At 67.1% G+C, this 22,504-nt stretch carries 18 protein-coding genes and 1 tRNA gene; 6 read left to right on the top strand and 13 right to left on the bottom strand.

Going from position 1 to position 22,504, the window contains the following annotated elements; all coding sequences use genetic code 11:
- Nucleotide 1: 1 nt before the first annotated feature.
- The 3 genes from HNP98_RS13235 to HNP98_RS13225 all read right to left on the bottom strand — a co-directional run bounded on the left by HNP98_RS13235 (nucleotide 2) and on the right by HNP98_RS13225 (nucleotide 1,700).
- Nucleotides 2-394, bottom strand: a complete 393-nt coding sequence (locus tag HNP98_RS13235; protein ID WP_173810557.1) for a VOC family protein — start codon at nucleotides 392-394, stop codon at nucleotides 2-4.
- Between the two features lie 156 nt (nucleotides 395-550).
- The gene (locus tag HNP98_RS13230) at nucleotides 551-1,477 is read right to left on the bottom strand and encodes a ribose-phosphate pyrophosphokinase (protein ID WP_173810556.1); all 927 of its coding nucleotides are present in this window, start codon (nucleotides 1,475-1,477) and stop codon (nucleotides 551-553) included.
- A 150-nt stretch (nucleotides 1,478-1,627) separates the two neighbouring features.
- Nucleotides 1,628-1,700, bottom strand: a tRNA-Gln gene (locus HNP98_RS13225).
- 280 nt (nucleotides 1,701-1,980) lie between these two features.
- On the opposite strand from HNP98_RS13225, the gene atpD reads away from it, so the two are divergent.
- The 3 genes from atpD to HNP98_RS13210 all read left to right on the top strand — a co-directional run bounded on the left by atpD (nucleotide 1,981) and on the right by HNP98_RS13210 (nucleotide 5,059).
- Nucleotides 1,981-3,486 (top strand): F0F1 ATP synthase subunit beta, encoded by a 1,506-nt coding sequence (gene atpD / locus HNP98_RS13220; RefSeq protein WP_173810555.1) that lies wholly within the window; start codon nucleotides 1,981-1,983, stop codon nucleotides 3,484-3,486.
- Between the two features lie 105 nt (nucleotides 3,487-3,591).
- The gene (atpC, locus tag HNP98_RS13215) at nucleotides 3,592-3,837 is read left to right on the top strand and encodes an ATP synthase F1 subunit epsilon (RefSeq protein ID WP_173810554.1); all 246 of its coding nucleotides are present in this window, start codon (nucleotides 3,592-3,594) and stop codon (nucleotides 3,835-3,837) included.
- A 139-nt stretch (nucleotides 3,838-3,976) separates the two neighbouring features.
- Nucleotides 3,977-5,059: an AI-2E family transporter gene (locus tag HNP98_RS13210; protein ID WP_173810553.1), complete on the top strand. Its 1,083-nt coding sequence runs from the start codon at nucleotides 3,977-3,979 to the stop codon at nucleotides 5,057-5,059.
- 68 nt (nucleotides 5,060-5,127) lie between these two features.
- Here HNP98_RS13210 and HNP98_RS13205 read toward each other — a convergent pair whose 3' ends face one another.
- Entirely contained in the window at nucleotides 5,128-8,826 is a 3,699-nt protein-coding gene (locus HNP98_RS13205) for a PKD domain-containing protein (protein WP_173810552.1), read from the bottom strand.
- Nucleotides 8,827-9,130: 304 nt separating this feature from the next.
- On the opposite strand from HNP98_RS13205, the gene HNP98_RS13200 reads away from it, so the two are divergent.
- Entirely contained in the window at nucleotides 9,131-10,285 is a 1,155-nt protein-coding gene (locus HNP98_RS13200; protein WP_173810551.1) for a trans-sulfuration enzyme family protein, read from the top strand.
- Between the two features lie 110 nt (nucleotides 10,286-10,395).
- Here the strand turns inward: HNP98_RS13200 and HNP98_RS13195 are convergent, their stop codons facing one another.
- From HNP98_RS13195 to HNP98_RS13170, 6 genes are all read right to left on the bottom strand, one after another.
- Nucleotides 10,396-11,283: an SDR family oxidoreductase gene (locus HNP98_RS13195; RefSeq protein ID WP_173810550.1), complete on the bottom strand. Its 888-nt coding sequence runs from the start codon at nucleotides 11,281-11,283 to the stop codon at nucleotides 10,396-10,398.
- A 66-nt stretch (nucleotides 11,284-11,349) separates the two neighbouring features.
- Entirely contained in the window at nucleotides 11,350-11,871 is a 522-nt protein-coding gene (locus HNP98_RS13190; RefSeq protein ID WP_173810549.1) for a hypothetical protein, read from the bottom strand.
- 102 nt (nucleotides 11,872-11,973) lie between these two features.
- Complete coding sequence (locus tag HNP98_RS13185; RefSeq protein WP_173810548.1) at nucleotides 11,974-13,128, bottom strand: DegT/DnrJ/EryC1/StrS family aminotransferase; 1,155 nt, start codon at nucleotides 13,126-13,128, stop codon at nucleotides 11,974-11,976.
- Between the two features lie 38 nt (nucleotides 13,129-13,166).
- The gene (locus HNP98_RS13180; protein WP_173810547.1) at nucleotides 13,167-13,844 is read right to left on the bottom strand and encodes an IS1595 family transposase; all 678 of its coding nucleotides are present in this window, start codon (nucleotides 13,842-13,844) and stop codon (nucleotides 13,167-13,169) included.
- 109 nt (nucleotides 13,845-13,953) lie between these two features.
- A complete protein-coding gene (locus tag HNP98_RS13175; RefSeq protein WP_173810546.1) occupies nucleotides 13,954-14,655 on the bottom strand; it encodes an acetyltransferase in 702 nt (233 codons plus the stop codon).
- A gap of 62 nt (nucleotides 14,656-14,717) precedes the next feature.
- Nucleotides 14,718-15,365 carry a sugar transferase gene (locus tag HNP98_RS13170; RefSeq protein WP_173810545.1) on the bottom strand — a complete coding sequence of 216 codons (648 nt, stop codon included), beginning with the start codon at nucleotides 15,363-15,365 and terminating at the stop codon, nucleotides 14,718-14,720.
- 66 nt (nucleotides 15,366-15,431) lie between these two features.
- On the opposite strand from HNP98_RS13170, the gene ispE reads away from it, so the two are divergent.
- Together ispE and HNP98_RS13160 are read left to right on the top strand one after the other, a co-directional pair.
- The gene (gene ispE / locus HNP98_RS13165; RefSeq protein ID WP_173810544.1) at nucleotides 15,432-16,256 is read left to right on the top strand and encodes a 4-(cytidine 5'-diphospho)-2-C-methyl-D-erythritol kinase; all 825 of its coding nucleotides are present in this window, start codon (nucleotides 15,432-15,434) and stop codon (nucleotides 16,254-16,256) included.
- A gap of 161 nt (nucleotides 16,257-16,417) precedes the next feature.
- Nucleotides 16,418-19,129 (top strand): cyclic nucleotide-binding domain-containing protein, encoded by a 2,712-nt coding sequence (locus HNP98_RS13160; RefSeq protein ID WP_173810543.1) that lies wholly within the window; start codon nucleotides 16,418-16,420, stop codon nucleotides 19,127-19,129.
- Nucleotides 19,130-19,166: 37 nt separating this feature from the next.
- Here HNP98_RS13160 and HNP98_RS13155 read toward each other — a convergent pair whose 3' ends face one another.
- The 3 genes from HNP98_RS13155 to HNP98_RS13145 all read right to left on the bottom strand — a co-directional run bounded on the left by HNP98_RS13155 (nucleotide 19,167) and on the right by HNP98_RS13145 (nucleotide 21,865).
- On the bottom strand, nucleotides 19,167-20,213 hold the full coding sequence (locus tag HNP98_RS13155) for an adenylate/guanylate cyclase domain-containing protein (protein WP_173810542.1): 1,047 nt from the start codon (nucleotides 20,211-20,213) through the stop codon (nucleotides 19,167-19,169).
- A gap of 210 nt (nucleotides 20,214-20,423) precedes the next feature.
- Nucleotides 20,424-20,816, bottom strand: coding sequence for a response regulator (locus tag HNP98_RS13150; RefSeq protein WP_173810541.1), 393 nt, complete (start codon nucleotides 20,814-20,816; stop codon nucleotides 20,424-20,426).
- Between the two features lie 38 nt (nucleotides 20,817-20,854).
- A complete protein-coding gene (locus HNP98_RS13145; RefSeq protein ID WP_317171105.1) occupies nucleotides 20,855-21,865 on the bottom strand; it encodes a sensor histidine kinase in 1,011 nt (336 codons plus the stop codon).
- Nucleotides 21,866-22,504: the final 639 nt, after the last annotated feature.

Raw genomic sequence — 22,504 nt, 5'->3', positions numbered from 1 at the left:
CTTACACCATGTAAAACTCCCAGGAAATACGGTCGGGGTCTTTGAAGGCCACGTATTTCACGGGCTGCACGGTGTCTGCCTTGACGCCGGTGTTCTCAACCCCGGCCGCCTGCAAGGCATCGGCCACGCGGTGCAGCTCGGCCTCGTCTTCGCAGGCAATGGCGATGTGGTCCAGGCCCACGTTGAAGGGGGTGAAGGTGCCGCCGCCGGGGTAAGTAGGCGCCGCCTGCTTGAAGCCGATGAACGTTGAGCCCACCAGAAACCCCAGTATTTCGGGCGTTTCGAGCGCTATCGGCAGGCCCAGCAAATCGTGGTAAAACGCTTTGGCGCGGGCAAAGTCGGTGGTGCGCAAGGCTACGTGCGCCAAGCCCTTGGTTTTGGGTTGAATGGACATGGACAAGCTAAAAAAGTGAAGGCAGTACCTGCGTCTAACGGCAAACCAGCGACCTTGGCCGCACCGGCCGCTCAAAAAGCAGGCAAAGCGCATGCTGGCAAAAGAACAGGGCCCCGGCACGGTTATCAACCGGCCGGGGCCCTGCGCATTGGCTCGTTACACGAACAGCGAGCTGATGCTCTCGTGCGTAACTACGTTGCGGATGGCGTGGGCAAACAGGTGGGCCACCGAAATTACCCGAATTTTCTCGTTCTGCTCCTTCAGCGGAATCGTGTCCGTCACCACCAGCTCGGTGAGGGCACTGGCGCGGATGCGCTCGTGGGCCGGGCCGCTCAGCAGCGGGTGCGTGATGACGGCGCGCACCGAGAGGGCCCCGCGCTCCATCAGCAAGTCGGCGGCTTTGCAGATGGTGCCGGCCGTGTCCACCATGTCGTCCACCAGCACCACGTTCATGCCGGCCACGTCGCCAATCACCTGCATCGAGGCAATCTCGTTGGCCCGCAGGCGCGTTTTGTCGCAGACCACAATCTCGGCCCCGAATTTCTTGGCAAAGGCCCGGGTGCGCACCACGCCGCCCACGTCGGGCGAGGCGAAAATCAGGTTGTCCAGGTTCAGCGACTTGATGTAGGGGGCCGTGACGGTGGCCCCGTCGAGGTGGTCCACCGGGATGTCGAAGAAGCCCTGAATCTGGCCCGCGTGGAGTTCGCAGGTCATCAGCCGGTCGGTGCCCACGCTCTGGATGATGTTGGCCACCACCTTGGCCCCGATGCTCACCCGGGGCTTGTCCTTGCGGTCCTGGCGGGCGTAGCCCATGTAGGGCATCACGATGTTGACCTTGTGGGCCGAGGCCCGCTTGGCCGCGTCCACCATCAGCATCAGCTCCATCAGGTTTTCGGCCGGCGGGGGCGTGCTCTGGATCAGGAACACCTCGCAGCCCCGCACGCTCTCGTTGAAGCTGGGCCCCATCTCGGTGTCGGCGAAGCGCTGGATGGTGAGGTCGCCCAGGGGCTTGCCGTAGGCGGCGGCGATGCCCTCGGCCAGGGCCCGCGAGGCGCTGCCCGCGAAAATTCTTACTTGCTTCATGGTGCGGTAAAAAGCTGATGGTGTAGGAATAAGCAGGGGGCCGGGGTGGGCAACGGGCGGGCCGCAGGACCAGGGGATACAAGCGAAAGGCGCTGACCTCTCCAGGAAGAGAAGCCAGCGCCTTTCGCTTGTGTTACGTGAGCTTTGTCGTTGTCCGACCAGGGCTCGAACCTGGACTTTCTTGAATCAAAATCAAGCGTGTTGCCGGTTACACCATCGGACAATTTCCCGCGGGGCCAAGGCCGTTTGGGACTGCAAATGTACGACCCGTTTGCTTTTAGGCAAGTTTCGGCGGAAAAAATTTCTGGCTTTGGTGCCGCTCGGGCCGGGCCGGAAGGCCGCCAGCCGGGCGCTACGAGTTGGTTTTCAGCCCGCCGCCATTCGGGCGTTCATCGGCCCGGGGGCCCGGGAAGCGCCGGGCCGGGGGTTGGAAAAGCGGTGCCGCTGGCGTAATTTTGCGGCCTGAAACTCCGCAACTTCATTTCTTTTATATAAAAAACGCAATGGCGAATACCGGCAAAATCACCCAGGTCATCGGCCCCGTCGTGGACGTAAGCTTCGCTGGGGAAGGCACCAAGCTTCCCAATATCTTCGATGCGATGGAGGTGACGAAAGACAACGGCCAGGTGGTGTTGCTCGAATGCCAGCAGCACCTGGGCGAAGACCGGGTCCGCACCATTGCCATGGACTCGACCGAGGGCCTGGCCCGCGGCACCGAGGTGCGCGACCTGGGGGCCCCGCTCTCGATGCCCACCGGCGACGGCGTGAAAGGCCGCCTGTTCAACGTTATCGGCCAGGCCATCGACGGCATTCCGCAGCCCAAGTCCGACGGGCCGCTGCCCATCCACCGCGCTGCCCCGGCGTTTGAGGACCTGGCCACGACGTCGGAGGTGTTCTTCACCGGCATCAAAGTAATTGACTTGCTGGCGCCTTACGTGAAGGGCGGCAAGATTGGCCTGTTCGGCGGGGCCGGCGTGGGCAAAACCGTGCTCATCCAGGAGCTCATCAACAACATCGCCAAGGCCTACTCGGGCCTGTCGGTGTTCGCCGGCGTGGGCGAGCGCACCCGCGAGGGCAACGACCTGCTGCGCGAGTTCATCGAGTCGGATATCATCCGCTACGGCACCGAGTTCAAGCACTCGATGGAGCAGGGCGGCTGGGACCTGAGCAAGGTGGACTTGGTGGAGATGGAGAAATCGCAGGCCACCCTGGTGTTCGGCCAGATGAACGAGCCCCCCGGAGCCCGGGCCCGCGTGGCCCTCTCCGGCCTGACCATCGCCGAGAGCTTCCGCGACGGCGACGGCACCGGCGCTGGCCGCGACATCCTGTTCTTCATCGACAACATCTTCCGCTTCACGCAGGCGGGCTCGGAGGTATCGGCTTTGCTGGGCCGGATGCCGTCGGCCGTGGGCTACCAGCCCACGCTGGCCACCGAGATGGGGGCCATGCAGGAGCGCATCACCTCCACCAAGCGCGGCTCCATCACCTCGGTGCAGGCCGTGTACGTGCCGGCCGATGACCTGACCGACCCGGCCCCGGCCAACACCTTTGCCCACCTGGACGCCACGACGGTGCTCAGCCGCAAAATTGCCGAGCTGGGCATCTACCCGGCCGTGGACCCGCTGGACTCGACCTCGCGCATCCTCTCGGCCGACATCCTCGGCGACGAGCACTACAACACGGCCCAGCGCGTGAAGGAAATCCTCCAGCGCTACAAGGAGTTGCAGGACATCATCGCCATCCTGGGCATGGACGAGCTGAGCGAGGAGGACAAGCAGACCGTGAACCGCGCCCGCCGCGTGCAGCGCTTCCTCTCGCAGCCCTTCTTCGTGGCCGAGCAGTTCACCGGTCTGCAAGGCGTGCTCGTGGACATCAAGGACACCATCCGCGGCTTCAACGAAATCATCGACGGCAAGTACGACCACCTGCCCGAGGCCGCTTTCAACCTGGTGGGCACCATCGAGGACGCCGCTGCCAAAGGGGAGAAGCTGATTGCCGAAGCCAAGTAAATTTTTTGAGCCGTTAGCCGTTAGCCGTTAGCTGTTAGCTTTTCGAAAGAATGGCATACAGTATGGCTAACAGCTAACAGCTGAAAGCCAACAGCTGAAAAAATTATGCATCTGGAAATCATCACCCCTGACCGCAAGGTATTCGAAGGCGAAGTGACGGCGGCCCGGTTTCCGGGGGCCGACGGCTCGTTCGAAGTGCTGAACAACCACGCCCCAATGATTGCCGCCCTGAAGGCTGGCGACGTGACGCTGACCGGCGCGGCCGGCCGCGACACGATTCGCATCGAAGGCGGCGTGGTGGAAGTGCTGCGCAATAACGTGATTGTGCTGGCCGAAGGAGCCAGCGCCTAGCAACGGGCATCGTTGGTAAGGGCAGCGCCCGCTCCGGCTTCGGCCGGGGCGGGCGCTGTTGGTTACGGCCAAAGCGCCCGGTTCTTTCGTAGGAACCCTGGTTGTTTCACAAGAAATTCATCTGCTACATCGGCTTTTTATGACCTCTATTCCCGACGAAACCAACGTTTACACGCCGCACCAGCGCTTCCTGCTACTCATCGTCGCGCTGGTGGTGCTGGGGGCCCTGGCGCTGTTTGGGCTGCTCCAATACCTGACGGCTTTTCTGGGGGCAGGCATTTTGTACGTGGTGTTCCGGCCGTGGTTCACGGCCCTGGTGCACCGGCGCGGGTGGAACCGCACCTTCGTGACGGTGCTGCTGCTGCTGTTTGCAGTGGTGGTGCTCGTCATCCCGTTCTTCGCCCTCACGTCGCTGCTCATCGAGCGGCTGCAGATGCTGGCCAAAAGCACCGACCAGATACTGCTGGTGGTGCAGCGCATCGAGCGCAAAGTGGGCCTGCAGGTAACGCAGGAGAACAACGTGCGGCAGCTTTTACAGCAGGGGGCCGCCCGCGTGAGCCAGTGGATTCCCACGCTGGCCAGCAGCGTGCTGAACGTTATCGTCGTGGTGGGGCTGATGCTGTTCACCTTGTACTACCTGCTCACGCAGGAAGAGGCTTTCCTGGCGGGCCTGCACCGCTACCTGCCCTTCCGCGAAAAAACGCTGGACGAGCTGAGCGAATCGTTGCGCAACAACGTGAACGCCAACGTGCTGGGCCAGGCCCTGGTGGCCCTCGTGCAGGGCCTGCTGACGGGGCTGACGCTGTGGATTTTCGGGGTGCCCACGCCGCTGTTCTGGACGGTGGTGGCGTTCTTCCTGGCGTTTTTGCCGGTGCTGGGCACGCCGCTGGTGTGGGTGCCGGCGGCCCTCTACCAGCTGGCCCTGGGCCACACGGGGCAGGGCATCGGCATTCTGGTGGTAGGGGCGGTGGTTATCGTCAACATCGACAACCTGCTGCGCATCTGGCTGGCCAAGAGCATGGGCGACATCCACCCCTGGGTGACGCTGGTGGGCATCGTGCTGGGCGTGGAAATTTTCGGCATCGTCGGGCTGGTCATCGGGCCCCTGCTGCTCTCGTATTTCATCGTGCTGATGCAGGTATTCGCCCGCGAAAACCGGGCCCGGGCCCACATCAGCGCGGCGGCGGCCGAAGCGCTGAAGCCACCGGCCGCCGACGAGTAACACCTGCTGAAGAAAAAAAAGGGCTACCCAACCATTGGGTAGCCCTTTTCATGTTTCTCAACGAATGCTTATTCCACCACCACGCGGCGCGAGTACAGCTGGCCGTCGGCCGTCTGGCACAGCACGGTGTAGAGGCCGGAAGCCAGGGGGGCGTCCAGGCTGCGGCGGGTAGCGGCGGCGGCGTTCAGGGCCACGGTGGTTTGCCAGGTGGTGCGGCCCAGGGCGTCAACCAGGCGCACCGTGGCCGCGCCGGGAGCGGCGGGCAGGGCCAGCGTCAGGCTGCGGCCGCCGGCCACCGGGTTCGGGTAGGCTTGCAGGGCCGGCGAGTCGGCGAGGGCCGTTTTGGCGGCCAGCACGGTGTTTTCTACCCGCACGTTGCTCAGGAAGAGGTGGTTGCCGTACTGGTTGAAGGCCACGAAGCGCAGGTACACCTGCTGGTTGAGGTAGGCGGCCAGGTCGATGTTCTCGGTGCGCCACTGGCTGACGGCCGTGGGCGTGTAGGCGGCCTGCCGAAAAAGCGTGGTGGGCAAGCCGTTGACGGCCGACTTCAGGTACACGCGGCCCAGGCGGGTGTTGGTGCAGGACGTGTACACGTCCACGGCCAGCGAGTCGTTGTTGGCAGCGGCCACGGGCCCCGCCGCGGCGTAAGCCACGTCGAAGCGCAAAAAGGCGCGGGGCTGGGTCAGGTTGAAGGCGGGGGTTTGCAGCGTGTCGCGCTGGCCCACCTTGGGGCCGTAGTCGTAGAAGTTCATGTCCACCGCGCCGCCGCGGGTGCCGTCTTTCAGCAGCACGTTGCTCGCGCTGGCCCAGGTATAGCTGTTGTCGGGGTTGATGACGCCCCAGGTGGCGGGCACGCCGGCGGCCAGCGACTCGGCGTAGGGCACGGCCAGGGCGGTGCCCTGCACCTGCACCGGAATGCTCTTGGTGGTGCTGCCGTTGGCGTTGGTGGCCGTGAGGGTGGCGGTGTAGTTGCCGGCCGTGGCGTAGGTCACGACGGGGTTCTGGGCGGTGCTGGTGGCCGGCGTGCCGCCGGGGAAGCTCCAGCTGACGCTACTCACGCACTGCGTGGACGTGTTGGTGAAGCTGGCTTTGCCGCCGGGGCAAATGAGGGCCTGGCGGGCGGTGAAGCTGGCCACCGGCAGCGCCGCCGACACCGTGACCAGCGCTGCGGTGGTGGTGCTGGACGAGCCGCTGGCGTTGGTCGCGGTCAGCGTGGCGCCGTAGGTGCCGGCCACGTTGTAGGTCACGACGGGGTTTTGAGCGGTGCTGGTGGCGGGCGTGCCGCCGGGGAAGCTCCAGCTCCAGGCCGTGGGCGTCAGCAGCGACGCGTCGGTGAACTGCACCGTGGAGCCGGGGCAGACGGCCGTGGCGGTGGCCGACGACGTGAAGTAGGCGATGGGAGCCACGGTGCCGCCCGTCACGGTGATGTCGTCGTAGGCACGGCCCCCGCGGCGGGTGGTCACGGCCGCATCCACTTGCAAGGAGGCACCGTAGCGCTGAAAGCGGATGCGCACGTCGGCCCCCAGCGTCAGGCCGTTGGCCGTGGCGAACTGGGTCAGGTCCACGCTCACCGTTTTGTAGGCGGTGGTGGCGTTGGTGCCGGTCAGGTCGGCCAGGCGGAACCAGCTGGTGCCGCCGTCCACGCTGAGGGCCACGCCGTCGGTGGGGCTGGTGGTGGCGAAGGTGGCGGGCATGGCCTGGTCGGTTTCGCCCAGAATCTTCTTGTGCTTAAAGGCCAGCACGTAGCTGGTGGTGGGCGCGGCGCTCAGGTTGAGGCGCAGGGTGGCTTCGCTCGTGCCCACCCCGATGGTGTAGGTCGGAATAAAGTTGTCGAGCACCAGCTGGCCGGGGGCCGAGGCGGGCGCGAAGTCGGTGCGCACGAGCGAGCGGCCGGCCCCGCGGCCCTCAATCTGCCAGGCGCGGCTGAGGCCGGCGTTGTCGAACGTTTCCACGAACGGGGCGGCGGTGGCCAAGGGCAGCCCGTAGATGGCGGCGTAGGCGTTAATCAGGCCCGCGCCGGTCAGGGCGTCGTAGCCGGGGGTCAGCAGGTCGGTGGCAGTGGCCTTCAGCCGGTCGTTGAGTTGCGCCTGGGTGAGCGCGGGCTGGGCTTGCAGCAGCAGCGCGGCCACGGCCGCCGCGTTGGGAGCCGCCGCCGAGGTGCCGCCGAAGAACAGGCCGTCGGCCGGGTCGGGCGTGGCGTTGCCGCCGAAGAACGTGGTGCTCACGAAGTCAATCGACGTAAAGTCGGGCTTGTTGCGCGTCACCGGGGCCGCCAGCGGGGCCCCCAGCGGGCCGTACAAGTAGGTGGGAAGGCCTTTCGACGAGTACGACTCGTTGACGAGGCGGTTGTAGGAGGGCGCCGCCGCCACCGCCATGCTGTTCACGGAAGCGTGGTGGCCCGTCACGGTGCCGCTGTGCGTCCAGTACTTGGTGGGCGTGAACGACGCGCCGTAGTTGATGTACTTCACGCGGGCCGGGTCGGCGGTGCCGGCGCGGCGGTTCAGCACCAGGCTGAACGTCGTGTTGGTGGCCGCGGCGGGGTTGGTGAAGCTGATGATTTCGCCGGGGGTCTGGCTGGCGATGTTGTTGGTGGTGGCGCGGGCCACGGTGTCGCCCTTCATAACCACGCCGGTGGCGCGGGCCACCACGAGGTAGGCGTCGAGGTCGGTCTTCACGCCGTTGGCGGTGTAAAACGGGTCGCTCCACTGAATGGCCAGGCGGAAGGCCCCCGAGGCCGCGATGGTGAACGGCTGGCGCGTGTCGGTGGTGGCGCCGGTCGAGAGGCCGAAGTCCAAATCGGCCGCGCCGCCGGTGGTGGCGGCGAAGGTGGGGGCCGCGTACTCCGACGACTGGTCGGCGTAGTTGCCCGCCGACGAGTAATAGGCCACGCCGCGCGTGGCCACCACTTCCTCCACGGCCTGGGCAATCACGCCGTCCTGGAACATGGGCTCGTTGAGGTAGCTAATGTCGTCAACGATGATTTTGCAGTTGGCCACCGTGGGGTCGGCCAGGCGGTAAATCTGGTCGGCGAAGTTGGCCTCGCCCTGGTAAATGCCGCTGAAGGCTTTGCCGGCCCCGGGGGCCAGGTCGTGGATTAGCTCAATCATGGCCCGGCCCTCGTCGGTGCCGGTGGCGGGGTCTTGCAGCACCTGCACGCCGGCGGGCAGGTCGCCGGAAGCCACGCCGGTCGCTGCGCCGCCCAAGGCGTTGTAAGAGTCGCTCATCACGCCGATGCGCACGCCCGTACCGTCGTAGCCGGTGGGCTTCACGGCGCGCACGCGGGCCGCTTCGAGCAGGAAGTCGGCCTGGTTCTGGATTTTGCCCGCGTTGTTCACCGGGTCGAACACCGGCAGCACGCCCAGCAGGCCCTGCGCCGCCAGGGCGCTGATGCCGGCCGTGCCGGGGGCCAGCTCGCTCACCGGCAGGCGGCCTTCAATGAAGTGAAACTTGCTCTGGTCGGAAACGATTTCGAAGCCGCGGGCCAGCAGGGCCGGGCGCAAAGCCGCCACGTCGCGGGCCGTGATGCGCACCAGCACCGCCCCGTCGGCCGCCACGCTCAGCTCGGGAAAAGCCGCCGCCAGCTGGGCCCCGCCCCGGGCAGCCGTGCCGTGCCACTGCTGGTAGAGTTGCTGCAGCTCGCCGCCGATGCGCGAGTTGGGGTCGGCCACCGGCCGGGGCCCGGCAGCCACGGTAGCCGCCGGGGTGGCGGGGTGCGCGGAAGGCCCGAGCTGCGTGAGCAGCGGCACGGTGGCCAGGCACGTTCCCAAGAGAGTAAACAGACTTCTCATAAATACTAGTGAAGGTGGAGTTGAGCGAGCAAGTTAGCGTTAATATTCAGACAACTTTCACAATAGGTTTAACTTATTTTTCTTGTTACAAGCGCATAAATTATGGGGATTGTCCAGCCAGTGCCGCGGCTGGTGACCTTCCTGGCCAAGGCTTGCCGCGCGGCCGTCCCGGGCCGGGCCGAAGTACAGCTGAAACGCCGTCGGGGGCCCACCGGCGCAGTGGTGAGCCGGGCATTCGGGCGTTACTTTGGCACTTGCCGGCCCGCCGCCGCCGTCCCCCGCCATGAACCTGACCAACATCCACCCCAAAGTCACCCCCATCTACCAAACCTCGGTCTTCAAATTTTCTTCCCTGGCCGAGCTGGAAGAGTACTACACCGCCCCCGGCCGCGGCGGCCGCTACGGCTACTCGCGCTCCGAGCACCCCAACACCGAGGAGCTGGTGGCCGCCGTGGCCCAGCTTGAGGGCGTGGCCGGGGGCGCAATGGCCGGCGTGGCCACCGGCGCGGGCCTGGCCGGGCTGCTGGCCGCCGTGCTGGCCACCTGCCGGGCCGGCGACCACGTGCTGTGCCCCGCCGAGCTGTACGGCGGCTCGGTGGTGCTGCTATCCAACGAGTTAAGTCGCCTGGGCATTGAAACGAGCTACGTGCCCCTGGCCGACCTCTACAACCTTGCCGCTCATGCCCGGCCCACCACCAGGCTGGTACTGGCCGAAACCCTCAGCAACCCCTTGCTCACCGTGCTCGACGGGCCCCGGCTGGCCGCCGCCTGCCAGGCGCAGGGCGTACTGCTGCTGATTGACAACACGTTCGCCTCGCCCGTCATCAGCCAGCCGTTCAGCTGGGGGGCCGATTTGGTGTGGCACTCGGCCACCAAGTACCTCGGCGGGCACTCCGACGTGACGGCCGGCCTCGTGCTGGCCCGCGACCCGGCCGTGGCCCTGCGCCTGCGCCAGGTGGGCGGCAGCCTCGGCCTCACCCTGGCCCCGCTGGAAAGCTGGCTGACCCTGCGCGGCACCAAAACCCTGCGCCTGCGCATGCGCCAGCACTCGGAAAACGCCCTGGCCGTGGCCCGGCTGCTGGCCGCGCACCCGGCCGTGGGGCAGGTGTTCTACCCCGGCCTGCCCGCCGACCCCGGCCACGCCCTGGCCGCGGCCCAGCTGCTGGGCGGCCTGTTCGGCGGCATGCTCTCGTTCCGGCTGGCCGACGACACGGCCGCGGCCGTCGATGCGTTTATTCAAAAGTGTCAGCGGTTTCCGCTGGCCCCGTCGCTGGCCGGCGTCGATTCGTCGTGCTCGTACCCGCTGGCCACCTCGCACCGCAACATTCCCGACGAGCGCCGCCGGGCCCTGGGCATTACTCCGGGCCTGGTGCGCCTAAGCGTGGGCATCGAAGAAGTAGAAGAACTGCTGGCCGACCTGACCCAGGCGCTGGGGTAAGACCCCGGCCGTACAACTAAATCTTACGGCAAAGCAACAGCGGCGTTGGCCCGCCTGCCGAATTCATTAGGCAAGCGGGCCAACGCCGCTTTCATTTCCAGTACGCTGCACTAATAATCAAATGAGGCCCGGTGCTTTTGCACGAAATGGGCCCACCGAGTGGGCTGCTGGCCGGTGAGGACGGGGAAGTTGTCGAACGTGTCGTCGGCCCCGGGGATGGTGTGGGCGGCGTAGCGCTTGTAGTGGTCGTACACGCAATCCATGTAGGCCATGTCGGCCCCGGCGGCGCGCATGTTTTCGCGGAAAATCTCGGGGGCCTGGGCTTCGTAGCGGAAGGGCTTGCCCAGCACTTCGGCCATGGTAGCGGCGATTTCGGCGTACGATTTGGCCTCGTAGCCCAGGCGGTAGGTTTGGCCGGCGTGGCGCTCGGGGTGCAGCAGGGCCTGCACGGCCACCTGGGCCACGTCTTCGGCATCAACCCAGCTCAGGCGCGCATCGCCCACGTACTGTTGGATGAGACCCTGGCGCACCACCTGGGTGCCGCCGTAGCTCAGCAGGTTCTGCATAAAGGTTTCGGGGCGCAGGTGCGTGAAGGAAAAGCCGCGCCACTCGATGTAGCGCTCCACGAGCTGGTGCCAGGCCCAGTGGGCCACGGTGGCGTCGTCGCGCCCACAGGCCCCCAGATGCACCAGGTGCTGCACGCCCGCCCGCTGGGCTTGGTCGAGAAATGCCTTGCTCTGGCGCAGCATGTCCACGGTATAGCCGGTCACCAACAGGGCCCGGTCGATGCCGTGCAGAGCGGGGCCCAGGGTTTCTTCCTTATCGAAATCGAGAATAACGGTGCGCACGCCCTGGTCGTGAAACACCTGCGCCTTTGCGGCCGAGCGCACCGCGGCCACGGGCGTAATGGAATCGTCGGCGCGGAGGCGGCGCAGGGTGTCGCCCCCGATCTGGCCGGTGGCACCGGTGATGAGGACAGTCGGTTTGGAAACGGGCATGAAGGGCGCGGACGGTGAAGGGCCACAACCCGGCGGCCCGGCCCGGTGTTCAGGCCCGGGGCCCGCCTACAGTTTGTCCGACACTTGGTCGGAAAGCTGGCGGGCGGTGCGCAGGGTCTGGAACTCGGCCTGCTGCGAACGGATGGTCACCTTGTCGTCGAGCACGAAGTTGGCCCGCACCTGTTCGTAGCGGCCGTTGAGGCTGCTGAGCACGGCCGCGGCCGCCGACCAGTTGGCCGCGTTCCAGGTGCGGCGGTCGGCGCGTACTTTCTCGATGAAGCGGGCGTAGGCGTCGAGCAGCGCGGGGGCGGTGAGGGTTCCCACGGTGGTTTTTTCCCGGAAGAAGTCCGATACCTGGGCGTCGCTGGCCCGGGTTGCGGGCGCGTCGGCCGCGGTCGTTCTGGTGGGCAAGGCCGTGCCCGCCGGCACGGTGGTGGTGCGGGTAGTGCGGCGCACGACCTTGCCCGTGGCCGGGTCCAGGTCTTCGGTTACTTCAGTTACCTGCTGGGTGGTGGCCGGCTTGGTTTGGGCCTTGGCGGCCACGGGTAGCACGAACAGCAGCGCGGCGAGAAAGCGAAGGTTTTTCATGAGGAAACGAAAAGAGCTGGGCCTTTAACGGCAAATGGCAGCTGGCGGTAGTCTGCGGGCCCCGCTCCCAGGCAATAATGGTTCCAAACGCGCCGCGGGCCCTTAGCCGAAGGCCTCCCGCAGGGCCCCGGCCACGCGGCGCAGGTCGGCCTCCGTCATGGCGGTGCCGCTGGGCAGGCACAGTCCCCGGGCAAACAAGTCGGTGCACACCGCGCCGCCGTACATCGGCGCGTCGGCGAAGAGCGGCTGCAAGTGCATGGGCTTCCACAGGGGCCGGCTTTCGATGTTGTGGGCTTCGAGGGCCCGGCGCAGGGCTTCGGGGGGCGGGGCGGGGGCGGCGTCCGGGGCGGGCGGGGCGAGGAGCACGGTGGTGAGCCAGCGGTTGGCCCGGGCCCCGGGGGGCTCGGCGGGGCCCACGGCCAGGCCGGGCAGGGCGGCCAGGTGCTCGCGGTACCAGGCAAAAATTTCGCGGCGGCGCTTCACCCGGTCGGCCAGCAGCTCCATCTGGCCGCGCCCGATGCCGGCCAGGATGTTGCTCAGCCGGTAGTTGTAGCCCACCTCCGCGTGCTGGTAGTGGGGGGCGTCGTCCTTGGCCTGGGTGGCCAGGAAGCGGGCCCGCTCGGCCAGGGCCCGGTCGTGGGCCACGAGGGCCCCGCCGCCGCTGGTGGTCAGGATTTTGTTGCCGTTGAACGAGAACACGCCCACCCGCCCGAAGCTGCCCAGCGGCTGGCCCTCCCAGCAGCTGCCCAGGGCCTCGGCCGCGTCCTCCAGCACCGGGATGTCAAATTCCGCCGCCAGAGCCAGTACTTCGGGCACCTTGGCCGGCATGCCGTACAAATGCACCAGCAGCAGCGCCTTGGGCTTTTTGCCGCGCCGGAGCCGGTCCTCGATGGCCTCGCGCAGGCGCTGGGGGCAGATGTTCCAGGTGTCGTATTCGCTGTCAACGAATACCGGCGCGGCCCCGCAGTAGCGCACGGCGCTGGCCGTGGCCACGAACGTGAACGACGGGCACAGCACTTCGTCGCCGGGGCCCACGCCCAGCAGCAGCAGCCCCAGGTGCAGGGCCGCCGTGCCCGAGTTCAGGGCCACGCAAAACGGTATCCCCACCGCCGCGCAGATGTCGGCCTCGAAGCCATCCAGGTTGGGGCCCACCGGGGCCACCCAGTTGTCTTCGATGGCCTTGTGCACGTAGTTCAGCTCGTGGCGGCCGAGGTGGGGCGGCGACAGGTACAGGCGGTCGTGGTCTTGGCTACGCACTAACGGTAATTAATAAGGGGCTTGGGAAGCAAACTGGTTCAGAGGGGTTGTTGACGAAGTAATTTAAGGAGCAATTTATAGAGGTTTTCGTAGCGATGATTGAAGCGAAATTCGGACTCTTTCAGGTGGAGCAAAAAGGTGTGTTTGGGCACGCCTTTGAACTGTTGAAGGCGGGCTTTGGCGAAGCTCCAGAAGGACTCGATGCCGTTGATGTGCGAGGCCCCCTGAACAAATTCGTCCCGGCCGTGGCGGACGCGGAAGTGGCGGTCGAAGCCCACGTCCACCAACCCGTCGTAGCCGCGCCAGCCGTCGGTGTTGACCATGGCCGAGACGTTGATTTTGCCGCGAATAATGGCTTGCAGCGTCTTTTTCGAGCAATCGGGGACGATTTCCGTGTACACCTGCCCGCCGCGTTTGAACAGGCCAAAGACAATGGTTTTGCCGCTCGCGCCCCGGCCCCGTTTGCCGCGCACCCGCCGCGGGCCGAAGTAACTTTCGTCGAGTTCGATGGCCCCAGCCAGCTCGGCCGGCACCGGGTTCCAGACCAGGAATCGGTGGCGCAGCCGCAGGTAGAGCGCGTTGACGGCACGCGTGCTCAGGCCCGTGAGGCGGGCCGCATCCGAGGCCGTCAAATCCAGGGCAAAGAGCCGCAGCAAGTAGCGAAATTTGACCTCCGAAAGTTTGCTGCACTTATAATAGCGGTTAGCGGGTTGCATAACAAGAAGTTACGCCCCAATTTCTGAATTTTGCTTCCTAAGCCCCTTAATAATTAACAATGAGCAATGAGCAAAAAGGTAGTGACTGGGAATCAGTAATTGCTCATTACTAACTGCTCACTGTCAATTGTTTAATTACCCGGGCCGGCACGCCCACGGCCGTGACGCGGGCGGGCAGGTCGCGCACCACCACGGCCCCGGCTCCTACGGTGGTGTCCTCGCCCACGCTGATGCCCTGGATGACGGTGGCCCCGGTGCCAAGGTACACGCCGGGGGCCAGCCGGGCCGCGCCGCCCACGTTGACGCGGGGCATCAGCGAGCAGAAGTCGCCGAGCGCGGCGTCGTGGCCCACGGTGCAGCCCAGGTTCAGCAGCACGAAGCGGCCCAGGGTGATGTCGCACGTGAGGATGCAGCCCTGCTGGATGACGCAGCCCGCGCCCACGGCAATGCGCTGGGCGGGGCCCAGCACCACGCCCGGGTGCACCAGCGCCGGAAAGGCCAGCTGCCCCGACGTGAGGCGGCCCGCCACGGCGGCCCGGCCGGCGCTGCTGCCCACGGCCACGGCCACGGCCAGCGGCTCGGCGGTGGCGTTGAGGGCGGCGCTGGTGCCCAGGTAGGGGAGGCCCGCCACGGTGGGCGCGGCGGGGGCCGCGTCGTCGTAGAAGCCGCGTACGTCCCAGCCCGCGCCGGCCGCGTTCAGCTGCCGCACCAGGTCCAGCACTTCGCGCCCCAGCCCGCCGGCCCCAAAAATGACGAGCGGCCGGCCGGTGCCCTCCTCCGCGTGGTAGTCCGAAAAGAAAAGCTGGGTCATGCGGCGGGCTGGGCGAAAGTGGGCACGGGCGGCAAAGTTCGCGCTGCTTCCGCGCCCGGGCCCTACGCCGGGCCCCGGAAGGCCTCGGCCGTGGCCTGGTCGGGGGCTGCCACGCCGGTCCCGCGCAGCACCCGCCCGGCCGTGCGCCACAGAATTTTCAGGTCCAGGGCCAGCGAGAGGTGCTCCACGTACCACCCGTCGAGGGCAAATTTCTCTTCCCACGAAATGGCGTTGCGTCCGTGCACCTGGGCCCAGCCCGTGAGGCCGGGGCGCACCAGGTGCCGCCGGGCCTGGGCCGGCGAGTACAGCGGCAGGTACTGGGGCAGCAGCGGCCGGGGCCCCACCAGGCTCAGGTCGCCGCGCAGCACGTTCCAGAGCTGGGGCAACTCGTCGAGCGAGGTGCGGCGCAGCCAGCGGCCCAGCGGCGGCAGGCGCTGAGCATCGGGCAGCAGCCGGCCGCGGGCGTCGCGGGCGTTGGTCATGGTTTGCAGCTTGTAGAGGGTAAACAGCCGCCCGTGCCACCCAGGCCGCGCCTGCCGGAACAGCCAGGAGCCCCGGTTTTGGGCGGCGGCCAGCAGGGCCCCCAGCGCCGCCAGGGGCAGGGCCGGGCCCAGCAGGGCCAGGGCCCCGGCCACGTCGAGCCAGCGCTTGCCGCGGCGCGCGTAGAAACTTTGGGCGGGGAATGCTGAATTTTGGGCGGCCGCGGGCATGGCCAAAAATACGGTGCCGCCCGCCCCAGCGCCCGTCCTTCCCGCCAACCCCGTTTCCCACGCCCCGTGCTCACCTTCCCCAACGCCAAGCTCAACCTGGGCCTCTACGTCACCGCCCGCCGCCCCGACGGCTTCCACACGCTCGAGACGGTGTTTGTGCCGCTGCCGTGGACCGACGCGCTGGAGCTGCTGCCTGCCGCGCCCGGCCAGCCCACCGGCATTGTCCTCACCGGCCGGCCCATTCCCGGGGCCCCGGAAACCAACCTGTGCCTGCGGGCCTATGCGCTGCTGCAAGCCGATTTCCCGCGGCTGCCGCCCGTGCAGCTGCACCTGCACAAGGTGGTGCCCATCGGGGCGGGCCTGGGCGGCGGCTCCGCCGACGCGGCGTTTGCGCTGAAGGCGGCCAACGAGCTGTTCGGGCTGGGCTTATCGACGGAAGCGCTGGAAGGCTACGCCCGCCGTCTGGGGGCCGACTGCGCCTTTTTCATCCAAAACCGGCCCGTGCTGGCCGGGGGCAAGGGCGACGAATTCGAGGCCATTGACTTGCCCCTGGCCGGCACCGCCTGCGCCGTGGTGTACCCGGGCCTGCACATCGGCACGGCCGAGGCCTACGCCCGGGTGGCGCCGCGGGCCCCGGCCCACCCGCTGCGGGCGGCCCTGGCGGGGCCCATCGAAACCTGGCGCGGCACCGTGGCCAACGACTTCGAAACGGCCCTGGCCCCGGCCTACCCGGGCCTGGCCGCCATCAAAGCCCAGCTCTACGCCGCCGGGGCCGCCTACGCCAGCTTGTCGGGCTCGGGCTCGGCCCTGTACGGCCTGTGGCCCGGCCGGGCGGAGGCCCCGGCCCTCGACTGGCCCGCCGAGTACCTGGTGTGGCGGGGCGTGCTATAGGCGCGAAGCAAAAGCGCCGGCCGGACCCCACGGCAAGGCGGCCCCACGGTAAGGCGGCCCCGCACCCGGCCGGGCCCTGGCCGGAACACCGCTGTATTTCTTTGCCTCATGCCGGCAGAAATTGGGATTTGAAAGAACGGCCCTGCGCTAACTTGCGGGCCATGACGATAACCGAGCGCGGAAAACAGCTGCTGGGCGTGCGGACCGGGGAGGGGCGCACGGTGTGGCTGTTTTTCCTGCACAACTGCCTGCTGGGCGTTGGGGCCGTGCTGGTGTACGTGGCGGCCAACGTGCTGCTGCTCGAAAACAACCCCGAGCGCAACCTGCCGCTGGCCTACGGCGCGGCGGCCCTGGCCATGCTGGCGGCGGGCCAGCTCTACGGGCGCTTCGAGCACCACTGGCCCCTGCAAAAGCTGGCGGTGCGGGTGCTGCTGGCGGCGGTGGTGCTGGCGGGCGTGCTGGGCGTGCTGGTGGCCACGGGCCACTCGGTGGCCTCGGCCGTGGCCGTGATGGCGGGCTACCGGGTCATCTACCTGCTCACCAGCCTGGAGTTTTGGGGCGTGGCGGCGGTGGTGTTCGACGTGCGGCAGAGCAAGCGGCTGTTCGGCGTCATCAGCGCGGGCGACATGCCGGCCAAGACGCTGGGGGCCGTGCTGGCCATTGCCATCCACGGCCACGCCGACCTGCCGTGGCTGCTGGGCACGGCCTTCGGGGCCTACCTGGGGGCGCTGCTGGCCCTGCGGGCCACGCTGCGGGCGCACGCGGTGGCCGCGGCCCCGGCCCCGCGGCGGGCCCGGGCGCAGGCGGTGGCCCCGGGGCTGCGCCGCTGGCTGGGCGAGAGCCGGCTGGTGCCGACGCTGTGCCTGAGCCTGCTGGGCCTGGCGGCCGTGACGACGGGCATCGAGTACCTGTTTTTTGTGAACGTCAAGCACCGCTTCCACGACGAGGCGGCCATCATGCGCTACGTGGGCACCGTGCTCGTGTGCACCTACCTGTTGGCCCTGGTTTTCAAGCTGCTGCTCTCGCAGCGCGCCCTCGACGCGCTGGGCGTGCGCCGGGTGCTGCTGGCACTGCCGGTGGCCCTGCTGGGCGGGCTGGTCCTGTACGCCGGCCTCGACCTGACCAACGAGAGCACGGCGCTGCGCTATTTCTGCGGGCTGTATTTGGGGCTGGAAGTGCTGCGCCGGGCCGTGTTTGACCCCGTGTTTCTGCTGCTTTTCCAGCCCCTCTCGCCGCCCGAGCGCCTGCAGGCGCACACCTTAGCCAAGGGCCTCTACGAGCCGCTGGGCCTGGCCCTGGGCGGCGGATTGCTGTTCGTGCTGCCCGCCCTGCCGGGGGGCCACCACCCCTGGGCCCCGTTCGCGTGGATGGGCCTGCTGATGCTCGGCGTGCTGCTGCTGCTGGGGCGCACCTACCGCCAGTACGTGGCCGAGCTGGGGCACGCCTTGAGCCAGCGCTTCGCGCCGGGCGAAGACGAAGCCCCGGCGGCCGCCGACCCCGCCGACCCCGGCCACGCCCTGGCCCTCCCCGCTACCGCCAGCCCCGACGAGATTCGCCACTTGGTGCTGGAGCTGGGGCGCAAGGCGGGCCGGGCCGCTGCCGCGCAGCACCTGCTGCGCCTGGGCGACGCCGTCCTGCCCGCGCTGGCCGACGTGCTCAGCGCCGAGCCCGACCCGGCCCGGGTGCGGCGGGTGGCGCAGGTGTGCGGCCGCCTGCGCACGGCCGCCAGCCGCCAGCTGCTGGTGGCCCTGGCCGGGCAGCCCCACCTGTTCCGGCGCGAGGCGGCCCTGCGGGCGCTGCGCCACGCCGACGCGGGCCCCCAGGACGGCCCCCTGTTTCAGGCCCTGGTGGGCGAAGAGCTGCGCCTGGCCCAGCTGCTGCTGCACGGCCAGGCCACGGCCGGCCCCGCCCTGGCCGGCTGCCTCGACTACGAGCTGGCCCGGGCCCGGCAGCGGGTGTTCGGCCTGCTGGGCCAGCTGCACGCGCCCCGGCTCATTGCCGACGCGCAGCGCGGGGTGGCCCACGCCGCCCGCGAGCGCCAGGCCAACGCCCTCGAAATCCTCGACAACAGCATTGCCCGGCCCACCTACCTGGGCCTGCAAGCCCTGCTCGCGCCAGACCCGCCCGCCGAAAAAGAGCGCACTTTCGACCGCCTGCTGGGGCCGCTGCTGGCCCCCGCCCCCATCGTCGAAACCATCGTGACGCGCGGCGAAACCGCCTTTGCCGACTGGACCGTGCGGGTGGCCCTGGAGCAGTGGCAGCCCACGGCCGGCTCGGTGGCGGCGCTGGCCCCGCACCTGCGCAGCCCCAGCCCGCTGGTGCGCGAAAGCGCTTTTGCCCTCCTGGCGCGGCTCGCCGCGCAGCAGCCGGCCCTGTACCGGCTCGTAGATGCCGCCCACCAAACCCTCGACCAGCTGCTCATGAGCCACGCCGCCACTACTTCGTCCATCAGCGCCGCCGAGCGGGTGCGGGTGCTGCAACACACGGCGCTGTTCGCCGAAACGGCCGAAAACGTGCTCAGCAGCATCGTGCCCATCATGCACGAAGTGAGCTTTGCCGCCGGCGAGCAGATTTTTGCCAAGGGCGAGCTGGGGGCCTCGCTCTTCATCATCCACGAGGGCCAGGTCGGCATCTTCAACGGCCCGCAGCGGCTGGCCACCTTCGGCAACGGCGACTTTTTTGGCGAGCTGGCCCTGCTCGATGCCGAGCCCCGTTCGGCGTCGGCGGTGGCGCAGGATGCGGTGACGGCCTTCCGGCTCGACCAGGAAGACTTTTACGACGTGATGGAGGAGCGCGGCGAGGTGCTGCGCAACATCGTGCGGGTGCTGTGCCAGCGCCTGCGCCGCCAGAACGAGGCCCTGCGGCCCGACTGACGGCGGCCGGGCCCGGGGCCGCGGCGGGCCCGGCGGCTTACGCTACCACCTCGTAGGTCATCACCGGGTGCGCCTTGTTTTTGAGCTTCAACTCGCCGATGGCCCGGCACTGAAAGCTCTCCTTTACCTGCTCGTAGATGATTTCGGTGACGACAATCTGGCTGGCCTGCGCCACTGATTGCAGGCGCTGGCTCATGTTCACGGCGTCGCCGATGACGGTGTAGTCCAGGCGCTTGAGCGAGGACGAGCCGATGTTGCCCGACACCATCTCGCCGGTGTTGATGCCGATGGACACCTCCGGGTGGTAGCGGGTGTCCTTCAGTACCACGTCGGGGACGGCGTGCAGCATGGTGCGCACCGAGAGGGCCGCGTCGATGGCCCGGTCCAGGTGGTATTCGCCCCGGAACACGGCCATCACGGCGTCGCCCATGAACTTATCGACGTAGCCGCCCTGGGCAATGATTTCCTTGACAATCTGGTCGAAGTAGGTGTTGAGCAGCTGCACCAGGGCTGCGGCCGGCAGCTGTTCGGACAGGGCCGTGAAGCCGCAGATGTCGATGAAAACGACCGTGGCCTCGATGGTTTCGCTGGCCAGCAGCTGGTCGGCGAAGCCGGGGCGGGCCATGAAGTTGATGACCGTCTCGTCCACGTACATCTTCAGGATGTTGTTTTCCTGGATGGCCCGCAGCGTTTCGTGCAGCTGCTGCACCTGCCCGATGGTTTTCTCGATGGTCAGCTCCAGGTCGCCGAAATCGACGGGCTTGCACACGAAGTCGAAGGCCCCCCGGTTCATGGCGGTGCGGATGTTGCCCATGTCGCCGTAGGCCGACACGATGACCGTCTTAATGACCGAGTTGAGGTCGTGCAGGCGCGATAGTAGCGTCAGCCCGTCCATCACGGGCATGTTGATGTCGGAGAGGATGATGTCGGTGTCGGGGTGCGCGGCCACGCAGGCCAGGGCCTCCTCGCCGTTGCCGGCGAAGAGGAACTCGTAGGCCCCCTCCCGGATTTTGCGCCGAAACTTCTGCTTGATGAGCAGCTCCAGGTCGGCCTCGTCGTCCACCACCAGTATTTTTGTGCTCATCAGGGTCGCTAGTGTTTTTAAATGAGCTATTTATCACAATTAAATGTCATGCTGGATTGAACGTCACCTGATGAACGTCATGCTGAGCGCAGCCGAAGCATCTCTCCCGCTAACTATTTATTGATTACTGCCGCGGTAGAGATGCTTCGGCTGCGCTCAGCATGACGTTCTAAATTATTATAAATCTGTGGTTTAAAGCTCATAATAAGTCTATTGCTTTTCCAGGGAAATCAGTTTTTCTTTGAGGGCGGCGAAGTCCACCGGCTTGGTCAGGAAATCGTCGGCCCCGAGCTGCATGGCCTGGTTGTAGCTTTCCGTGTCGCCGTAGGCCGTCACCATCATCACCAGGGGCGGGGCGGGCGGCGGCGGGGCCCCGTATTCCTGCTTCACGCGCCGCAGCAGCTCGAAGCCGCTCATGCCCGGCATGTTGATGTCGGAAAGGATGAGCACCACCTCCGAGGCGTGCCCGTGCAGGTACGCCAGGGCTTCTTCGCCCGAATAGGCAAAGGAGAACGTGAATTCGCCTTGGCGAATCTCCCGCCGGAAGCGCTGCTCAAACAAAACGCGCACGTCGGGCTCGTCGTCCACTACCAGGATTTTCATCTGCTCAAAGATAGGATGGGTGTTAGATTGAACTGGGCTTAAATGGGAAGAAAAATCACGAATTCGGTGCCCTCGCCCTCGCGGCTCTCCACGCCGAGCGTGCCGCCGTGGCCCTGGGCGATGATGTCGTGGCTGAGCGAGAGGCCCAGGCCGGTGCCCTCGCCGGTGGGCTTGGTGGTGAAAAAGGGCTGAAATATCTTGGCCTGCACCGCCGCCGGCATCCCCGTGCCGTTGTCGGCCACCCGGATTTCGACCTGCCCGCCGACCCGCCGCGTGCTGACGCCGACGCGGGGCGCGTAGCCGGCCTCGCCGGCCCGCTGGCGCTGGCGCACGGCGTAAAAGGCGTTGGTGAGCAGGTTGAGCAGCACGCGGCCGATGTCGGGGCCCACCACGTTTACTGCTGGCAGGTCCGGCGCGAAGTCGGTGCTGAGCGCCGCGTTGAAGGCTTTGTCTTTGGCCCGCAGGCCGTGGTAGGCCAGGCGTAGGTACTCGTCGCAGAGGGCGTTGAGGTCGGAGGGGGTCCGCTCGCCCGTGCTAGCGCGGCTGTGCTCGAGCATCCCGCGCACGATGCTGGCCGCCCGCTGGCCGTGGTGGCTGATTTTGCCCAGGTTCTGCTTGAGGTCGCCCAGTAGCTCGGCTTCCAGGGCCGGGTCGCGGGCCGGGCGCTGCTGCTCTTCTGCCAGCTCGCCCACCAGCTCGGCGCTGACTTCGGCGAAGTTGTTGACGAAGTTGAGCGGGTTCTGAATCTCGTGGGCGATGCCGGCCGTCAGCTCGCCCAGGCCGGCCATCTTCTCGGCCTGGACGAGCTGGGCCTGGGTGGCTTGCAGGCGGGTGAGCGAGCCTTGCAGCTCCTGGGTGCGCTGGGCTACCTGCTGCTCCAGGGTCTCGTTTTGGTTGGCCAGCAGGGCCTGCTTGTCCTGCTCCTGGGCCAGGGTCTGGGCCGAGAGGCGCTCGACTTCGCCCAGCTTGACTTGCAGCAGCACGGCATCAAGGGCGAACTCGCGAGCCAGAAACAACGAGATGCCCAGCGCCGGGGACAGATAAAGCACCAGGGGTAATAACACAGAAAGTACATCCCCCGCTGCCAGTGATGAATTCGGAGCTTTCAGCAGGGTACCTACCGCGATGATTACCAACATGCCCACGATGAGTAGGAGGGTAACGGCAAACCCGGCACCGATAATCCAGGCCCCGCGTTGGCGTTGCCGCAGGGCACGCCCGGTTAGGTGCAGCAGCTCGACAATGGCGGCAAGGAATACGCTTATAAAAGCGTAAGCAACCGTTTCACTGCCGTACAGTTTAAGGGCTACCATCACCCCAAAGCCCAGCCATAGCCCTTTATACAGCCAGCCGGGCCGGAAGCCGAACAAGGCATAAAGGGCCCGCACAGCCCACAAGTAAGCGCCCGTTAATAGGAAATCCGTGACGAACTGCAGGAGCAGCCCAGGTACCGGGGTCGAAAAGGCCATTGCTTTCTGACCCAAAATGCCCAGATTTTGCAACCCCGACCCCAGGGTAAAAAGGGCGAAATAGAGGTTGGCCGGCTGGGCCGGGTAGTAGCGAAAGAAGGCCAGGTGCAGCAGGGTGAGCAAGCTAGGAAGTGTTAACAGTCACGCAGCCAGAGGACGGTTGCGGCCAGGTGAATAAAAGCCAGAAAATGCGCATCCAGCTTATCGTACCGGGTGGCC

The sequence above is a fragment of the Hymenobacter caeli genome (assembly GCF_013294115.1).
Taxonomy (GTDB): domain Bacteria; phylum Bacteroidota; class Bacteroidia; order Cytophagales; family Hymenobacteraceae; genus Hymenobacter; species Hymenobacter caeli.
The sequence above is the reverse complement of the archived record's forward strand: the minus strand, read 5'-3'. Positions and strand labels throughout refer to the sequence as shown.

What these genes read in the sequence shown, in the direction of transcription:
- HNP98_RS13235 (WP_173810557.1), bottom strand. Translation starts at nt 394, where the DNA reads ATGTCCATTCAACCCAAAACCAAGGGCTTGGCGCACGTAGCCTTGCGC.
- HNP98_RS13230 (WP_173810556.1), bottom strand. Translation starts at nt 1,477, where the DNA reads ATGAAGCAAGTAAGAATTTTCGCGGGCAGCGCCTCGCGGGCCCTGGCC.
- atpD (WP_173810555.1), top strand. Translation starts at nt 1,981, where the DNA reads ATGGCGAATACCGGCAAAATCACCCAGGTCATCGGCCCCGTCGTGGAC.
- atpC (WP_173810554.1), top strand. Translation starts at nt 3,592, where the DNA reads ATGCATCTGGAAATCATCACCCCTGACCGCAAGGTATTCGAAGGCGAA.
- HNP98_RS13210 (WP_173810553.1), top strand. Translation starts at nt 3,977, where the DNA reads ATGACCTCTATTCCCGACGAAACCAACGTTTACACGCCGCACCAGCGC.
- HNP98_RS13200 (WP_173810551.1), top strand. Translation starts at nt 9,131, where the DNA reads ATGAACCTGACCAACATCCACCCCAAAGTCACCCCCATCTACCAAACC.
- HNP98_RS13195 (WP_173810550.1), bottom strand. Translation starts at nt 11,283, where the DNA reads ATGCCCGTTTCCAAACCGACTGTCCTCATCACCGGTGCCACCGGCCAG.
- HNP98_RS13190 (WP_173810549.1), bottom strand. Translation starts at nt 11,871, where the DNA reads ATGAAAAACCTTCGCTTTCTCGCCGCGCTGCTGTTCGTGCTACCCGTG.
- HNP98_RS13180 (WP_173810547.1), bottom strand. Translation starts at nt 13,844, where the DNA reads ATGCAACCCGCTAACCGCTATTATAAGTGCAGCAAACTTTCGGAGGTC.
- HNP98_RS13175 (WP_173810546.1), bottom strand. Translation starts at nt 14,655, where the DNA reads ATGACCCAGCTTTTCTTTTCGGACTACCACGCGGAGGAGGGCACCGGC.
- HNP98_RS13170 (WP_173810545.1), bottom strand. Translation starts at nt 15,365, where the DNA reads ATGCCCGCGGCCGCCCAAAATTCAGCATTCCCCGCCCAAAGTTTCTAC.
- HNP98_RS13160 (WP_173810543.1), top strand. Translation starts at nt 16,418, where the DNA reads ATGACGATAACCGAGCGCGGAAAACAGCTGCTGGGCGTGCGGACCGGG.
- HNP98_RS13155 (WP_173810542.1), bottom strand. Translation starts at nt 20,213, where the DNA reads ATGAGCACAAAAATACTGGTGGTGGACGACGAGGCCGACCTGGAGCTG.
- HNP98_RS13150 (WP_173810541.1), bottom strand. Translation starts at nt 20,816, where the DNA reads ATGAAAATCCTGGTAGTGGACGACGAGCCCGACGTGCGCGTTTTGTTT.